The sequence below is a fragment of the endosymbiont of Lamellibrachia barhami genome (genome assembly GCF_011947365.2).
In the GTDB taxonomy this organism is placed as follows: domain Bacteria; phylum Pseudomonadota; class Gammaproteobacteria; order Chromatiales; family Chromatiaceae; genus QGON01.
On sequence record NZ_JAAVSH020000001.1, the window covers coordinates 1,691,976 to 1,692,952 of the forward strand.

Here is a 977-nt window from a genome sequence, read left to right on the forward strand (position 1 = left end):
TAGAGGATCAGGTAAACATGCCCACCGCCTACATCGTCCGTACAAAAAATGTCTCTCACACCGTCATCACCCAGCCAGTATGTCAGTGCGTCATCACTACTTGACTCTGGCATAACCCAGCCTTCTCGACTAATTCCGAGCAAGCAATGAGGTATAAATTCTCGATCCTTCCCGAAGTATAGTGAAATTAGTCCGTCATCCTCATAAAACAGTATAGAGGTCACGTTAATTGCGTTTACATACTCGGATATAGAATATGAGCCATAATCAGTACGGATATTCGTTTGCTTGAATTCATTCTCCTCACATTCGCGCAAAATATCTCTAACCTCAATCAGATTAGCTAAGGAAAGATCAGCAAAGCGTTTGTCTGCCCAACCCCTATCTTTCAGATACTCTTCATTTAAGACAGTTGACAATGGCGTTTCAGACTGTGAATAGAGGGAATTACCTTGAATGAGAGACTGTCCAAATCCTTTTTTCGCAACTTTGATATTGTTTTTTACGGCCTTCTCAGCTATCGAACGATAGGCACCCAACAATCCAAACTTCTTCCCGATCTTATCTGCTCTTAATTTATAGCCTGGTATCAATAGAGTCTCGTAGTTATCAGTTTTCTGGATCATTGGGTGAAACCGGGTTCCTCTAGTCAATCTCAGCATTAGCAAGTCAAAGGGTAATTTCATTTTTCTCTTATCCGTAACGTTACGAATAAGATCAATGTAATGTAACCAGATAGCAGCTGTCGCAATGACATTCTTACCCTCAGGATTACGCATGCGGCTGAGATCTGTTCTCAAGCTCCCAGACGAGGATTCCTCAAGATCACGAGGTTTGAGTCCTTCATCCTCCCATATGCGCTGAAAATTCCTTGCCAACTGCACCCTGTCTTCCTGCGGTATTCGCCGATCCCATTCACGCATCGCAGTGTAGGCACTACCCCCTTCTTCTTCTATTTTCTGTTGCCGCTTTCTCTG

Annotated in this window: 1 protein-coding gene; it reads right to left on the reverse strand. The window is 43.4% G+C overall.

Features of this window, described 5'->3' with window-relative positions:
• A partial coding sequence (locus G9Q73_RS07550; protein WP_177419244.1) for a hypothetical protein occupies positions 1 to 977 on the reverse strand: 977 nt, incomplete at both ends.